Raw genomic sequence first — 4,389 nt, forward strand, 5'->3', positions numbered from 1 at the left:
GCGCACGACGCCGGGGGCGGCGGCGCGGGCGGCGAGCGCGTCGGACGCGGCGAGCAGCGCCTCGTGGATCGCCTCGCGACCCTCGACCAGACCCTCGGCGAGCGTGACGACCTCGGCCACCTTCTCGTCGGCGAAGGCCAGCCAGGACGCGAGCGTGGTGTCCAGCGCCGGCTCGTCGGCCACGGTGTGCGGCACGTGGAACAGGCTGGTCGACGTGCCGACGGTGACCGCACCGGCGCCCAGCAGCTCGAGCCGCTCGAGGACAGCCAGCTTGGCGTCCAGGTCGGCGCGCCAGATGTTGTGACCGTCGATCACGCCCGCGACCAGGGTCTTGGTCTCCAGCCCGGGCACCGCGGCGGTGGGGGCCGAGCCGCGGACCAGGTCGATGCCGATCGCCTCGACGTCGGTCGCGGCCAGCGTCGCGAGCTGGTCGCCCAGGTCGGCGTAGGGCGCGGCGACCAGGATCGCCGGGCGGTCGGTGGCACCGGCCAGCGCCTGGTACGCGGCAGTGACGGCGGCGGCCGGGACGGCGAGCGTGTCGATCACCAGGGCCGGCTCGTCGAGCTGGACCCACGTGGCGCCCGCGGCGGCCAGGTCGGCGAGCACCGCCTGGTAGACCGGCAGCAGGTCGGCGAGGCGGTCCAGCGGCGAGAAGCCCTCGGGCGAGCCCTCGGTGGCCTTGGCGAGCGCCAGGTAGGTGACCGGGCCGACGAGCACCGGGCGGGTGAGCACGCCCTCGGCGAGTGCCTCGGCGAACTCGGTGACCGGGCGCCGCCCGGCGTAGGAGAACACCGTCTCCGGCCCGATCTCGGGGACCAGGTAGTGGTAGTTCGTGTCGAACCACTTGGTCATCTCGAGCGGGAGGTCGTCACCGCGACCGCGGGCCACCGTGGAGTACCCGGCCAGGTCGAGCGACCCGTCGGGGCCGACGAGGTCGGCGAACCGCGCCGGGACCGCCCCGACCAGGGCCGTCGTGTCGAGGACGTGGTCGTAGAAGGAGAAGGCGCTCGGGATGGCCGGGACGGACGTCGACAGCCCCAGCTCGGCGAGCCGGGTGCGGGTGCGGCGACGCAGCTCGGCGGCGACCTGCTCGACGCTCGCGGCGTCGGACTTGCCCGCCCAGAACGCCTCGAGCGCCTTCTTCAGCTCGCGGCGCGGTCCGATCCGCGGGTAGCCGAGGACGGAGGCGGCGGGGAACGAGGTGGTCATGCGAGGTCCTTCGGTTCGGTGCGCGGCGCGAACGCGCCGCCCAGGTGGGTCAGGTCCAGCAGATCGAGCGCGGCCCGGTGCTGGTTGAACGTGTAGATGTGGATGCCGGGGGCGCCGCCGTCGAGCACGGCGTTGACCAGGTCGGCCGTGGCCCGTACGCCGGCGCTGTGCCGGGTCGTGGCGTCCTCGTGCGCGGCCAGCCGGGCGAGCAGCTGTTCGGGCGGGGTGACGCCGGTGAGCCGCCCGACGCGGACCAGCCGGGCCGGGTCGGTCGCCGGCAGGATGCCCGGGATGATCGGGATGGTGACCCCGGCGGCCCGTGCCTCGCCGACGAGCGCCAGGTAGCTCGGGGCGTCCCAGAACACCTGGGTGATCGCGAAGTCGGCACCGGCCTGCTGCTTGGCGAGCAGCGCAGCCACATCGTTCGCGCGGGTGCCGCCGGTCGCGTGGTTGCCGCGCGGGAAGGCGGCGACGGCGACCGACAGCGGCTTGACCAGGCCACGCACCACCTGGGCCTGGCTGTGGGCGCAGCGGGCGGCCTCGACCTCGCGCAGCAGCGTGACGAGGTCGGCCGCGGTGTGCAGGCCGTCCGGGTGCGGCTGCCAGTCGGTCACCCCGGCCGGTGGGTCGCCGCGCAGCGCCAGGAACGAGCGCACGCCCTCGTCGAGGAACTCCTCGATGATCGCCACAGTCTCGGCGCGGGAGGCGTCGACGCAGGTCAGGTGCGCGATCGGGGTGAGCGCGGTGGTGTTCAGGATCTGCGCGACGAGCCTGCGCGTGGTCTGGCGGGTGCGGCCGGAGGCGCCGTAGGTGACCGAGACGAAGTCGGGCCGGGCGGCCTCGAGGGCGCGGATCGTGGCGACGAGACGGTCCGCGCCGGCCTCGTCCCGCGGCGGGAAGAGCTCGAAGCTCACCGTCGGCCGGTCGGCCGGTGCCGTCCGCCGGGGGGCGGGTGCCTCGTCGCGCGCGACTGTCGTGGTCATCTGCTCTCCATCGGTCCCGGCTGAAGCACCCACACCCCACAGGGGCGGGTTGCTGCGGCGTCGACGAGCCAGGTCTCTCGGCCGCTCTGGATGGTTCCGCCGATGGTAGCCGGTGGCCAGATGGTGGGCAAAGGTTGCCCGGCTGCTGAGAACCTCGGAGACCGAGGCACCGAGACGGGCAGCGGTGCGGTCGGCGAGGTGGCGATGGAGGTCGCGCCGGGGACCAGGTCCGGGGCGGGCCTCGACGGGCGCGGTGCCCGCCGGCCTCAGCAGCTGCGGCGCTGGAGCGGGTGGCTCGATCCGGGCAGCACGGCCGGGACCGGTCCGCCGTCGGCCGGGGCGGGGACCGCGGCGAGGCCGAGGCCGACGGCGCCCAGCACCTCGGGCTCGGGGCACTGGCAGTCGCTCAGCGCCTGTCGCGCCGCGTCGATGACCTGCGTGTCGGCGGCGCTCGGGGTGCGGTCCTCAGCCATGAGGCCACGGTAGGCACGGGCCGCAAGCGCGGACCCGGGTGCGTCGTGCGGATTCACCCGTCCGGACGCGTGACGCTCGCCACCCTCGGCCTTCCCGGACGGGGACGGCGGGCACAGGAGCGGACGGCCGGCACTGGTGCGGACGGCCTCGTCAGGTGCGGGCCAGCCAGCACCCGGCGACGTGGTCGTCCACGAGCCCGCAGGCCTGCATCGCGGCGTAGACCGTGGTCGGCCCGACGAACCTGAACCCGCGGCGCTTGAGGTCGCGGGACAGTGCGACCGACTCGGGTGTCGAGGCCGGCACGTCGGCCCAGGCCACCGGGGTGCTGCGGGCCGGCGGCGCGTACGACCAGAGGAGTGCGTCGAGGGTGTCCCCGGCCTCGTGCAGGGCGAGCAGCGCCTGGGCGTTCGCGATGGTCGCGAGGATCTTGGCCCGGTTGCGCACGATGCCCGGATCGCCCATGAGGCGTTCCACGTCGTGCTCGTCGTACCCGGCGACGACCGCGGGGTCGAACCCGGCGAACGCTGCGCGGAACGTCTCGCGTTTGCGCAGCACCGTGATCCAGGACAGGCCCGCCTGGAAGCCCTCGAGGGCGATCCGCTCGAAGAGCAGCTGCTCGCCGTGCACCGGCCGCCCCCACTCCTCGTCGTGGTAGCGGGCGTAGAGCGGGTCGTCACCGCCGAAGCACCGGGTGCGGGCGACGTCGGGCGACGGGGTCGAGGGCGCGGCGGGCTGCGAGGTCACGCGTCCATCCTTGCGCGGCCCACCCACACGCCCCGGCCGCACGTGCGGGCTGCCAGCGGCGGGACTCACCGGCGCGCGCCGCGACGTGCGGGCGCCGTCGCGGTACAACGGTGCGATGAGCAGACCCTCCGCGCCGCGTCGCCGCCCCGTCGGGATCATCGTCCTCGCCGTGGTGGTGGTCCTGCTGCTCGTCGTGGTGGCCGGGCTGCTCATCAACCGGGCCACCACCGGCACGTCGACCGGGAGCACGACGACGTCCGCACCCGCGACGACGTCGACCAGCGCCCGCCCGACGACCTCCGCCGGCTGCCCCGCGACCCCGGGGGTGACCACCCCCGCGGGGGCCGATGTGCGCGAGGTCGTCGACGTGGACGGCGACGGGCGGCCCGACAAGGCGTGGCTCACCGGTGGGGCGGACCGACGGTTCGGCATCACCACCGCCTCGGGCGCCACGTTCTCGGCCGCGATCGGTTCGGCGAGCCCGCTGCCGGCCGCTGCGGTGGTCGGTGTGGTTCAGGGCGACCAGCCGATCGCCCTCGTCGACCTGGGGCGCGAGGCGCTCCTCTACTCCCTGCACGGCTGTGCGGTGACCGCCCCGGCCAACGCCCAGGGCGCGCCGTACACCTTCGACCGCGGGTTCGGCGACGCGGGCACCGGCGTGGGCTGCAGCCAGGACGGTGCGGTGCTGCGGCTGGCCGGGCTCGACGCGGTCCAGGCGGCCGACAAGACCTACACCGTGACCCGCACCTGGGTGGACCTGTCGAAGGACGGGCGCAAGGCCACGAACGGTGCGAAGGCCACGGTCGCCACCGGTGCCGCGGGCACCGAGGCCGTCGTCACCACCGCGCAGGAGGTGACCATGAACATCTTCGCCGCGGCCGAGCACGTCCAGCCCTGATCGACGGCGAGCCGGGCGAGCATTGCTGGTGCCAGTGACATCGACCTGCTCGTGCAGGACAAGTCGGTGAGCACCGGTGCG

The 4,389-nt window shown here is 74.8% G+C and carries 4 protein-coding genes, 1 pseudogene and 1 riboswitch; of the genes and pseudogenes, 1 reads left to right on the forward strand and 4 read right to left on the reverse strand.

Annotated features, from left to right (window positions below; all coding sequences use genetic code 11):
- The 4 genes and pseudogenes from F2B26_RS14735 to F2B26_RS14750 all read right to left on the reverse strand — a co-directional run.
- Positions 1-1,209 (reverse strand): annotated as a pseudogene (locus F2B26_RS14735) (5-methyltetrahydropteroyltriglutamate--homocysteine S-methyltransferase); the annotation flags it as partial.
- Entirely contained in the window at positions 1,206-2,192 is a 987-nt protein-coding gene (locus F2B26_RS14740) for a methylenetetrahydrofolate reductase (protein WP_159810645.1), read from the reverse strand. The gene F2B26_RS14740 and the pseudogene F2B26_RS14735, both read right to left, overlap by 4 nt.
- A 4-nt stretch (positions 2,193-2,196) precedes the next feature.
- Positions 2,197-2,289: riboswitch (SAM riboswitch) on the reverse strand.
- A 169-nt stretch (positions 2,290-2,458) separates the two neighbouring features.
- Positions 2,459-2,665, reverse strand: a complete 207-nt coding sequence (locus tag F2B26_RS14745) for a hypothetical protein (protein ID WP_159810647.1) — start codon at positions 2,663-2,665, stop codon at positions 2,459-2,461.
- 151 nt (positions 2,666-2,816) lie between these two features.
- Entirely contained in the window at positions 2,817-3,410 is a 594-nt protein-coding gene (locus F2B26_RS14750) for a DNA-3-methyladenine glycosylase I (protein ID WP_235929699.1), read from the reverse strand.
- Between the two features lie 115 nt (positions 3,411-3,525).
- Here F2B26_RS14750 and F2B26_RS14755 point away from each other — a divergent pair, with 115 nt between their 5' ends.
- Entirely contained in the window at positions 3,526-4,308 is a 783-nt protein-coding gene (locus F2B26_RS14755; RefSeq protein WP_159810651.1) for a hypothetical protein, read from the forward strand.
- Positions 4,309-4,389: the final 81 nt, after the last annotated feature.

It is taken from the genome of Cellulomonas citrea (genome assembly GCF_009829685.1).
In the GTDB taxonomy this organism is placed as follows: domain Bacteria; phylum Actinomycetota; class Actinomycetes; order Actinomycetales; family Cellulomonadaceae; genus Cellulomonas; species Cellulomonas citrea.

Excerpts from the sequence above, each read along its gene's own strand:
- F2B26_RS14740 (WP_159810645.1), bottom strand. The coding sequence starts at position 2,192 with ATGACCACGACAGTCGCGCGCGACGAGGCACCCGCCCCCCGGCGGACG.
- F2B26_RS14745 (WP_159810647.1), bottom strand. The coding sequence starts at position 2,665 with ATGGCTGAGGACCGCACCCCGAGCGCCGCCGACACGCAGGTCATCGAC.
- F2B26_RS14755 (WP_159810651.1), top strand. The coding sequence starts at position 3,526 with ATGAGCAGACCCTCCGCGCCGCGTCGCCGCCCCGTCGGGATCATCGTC.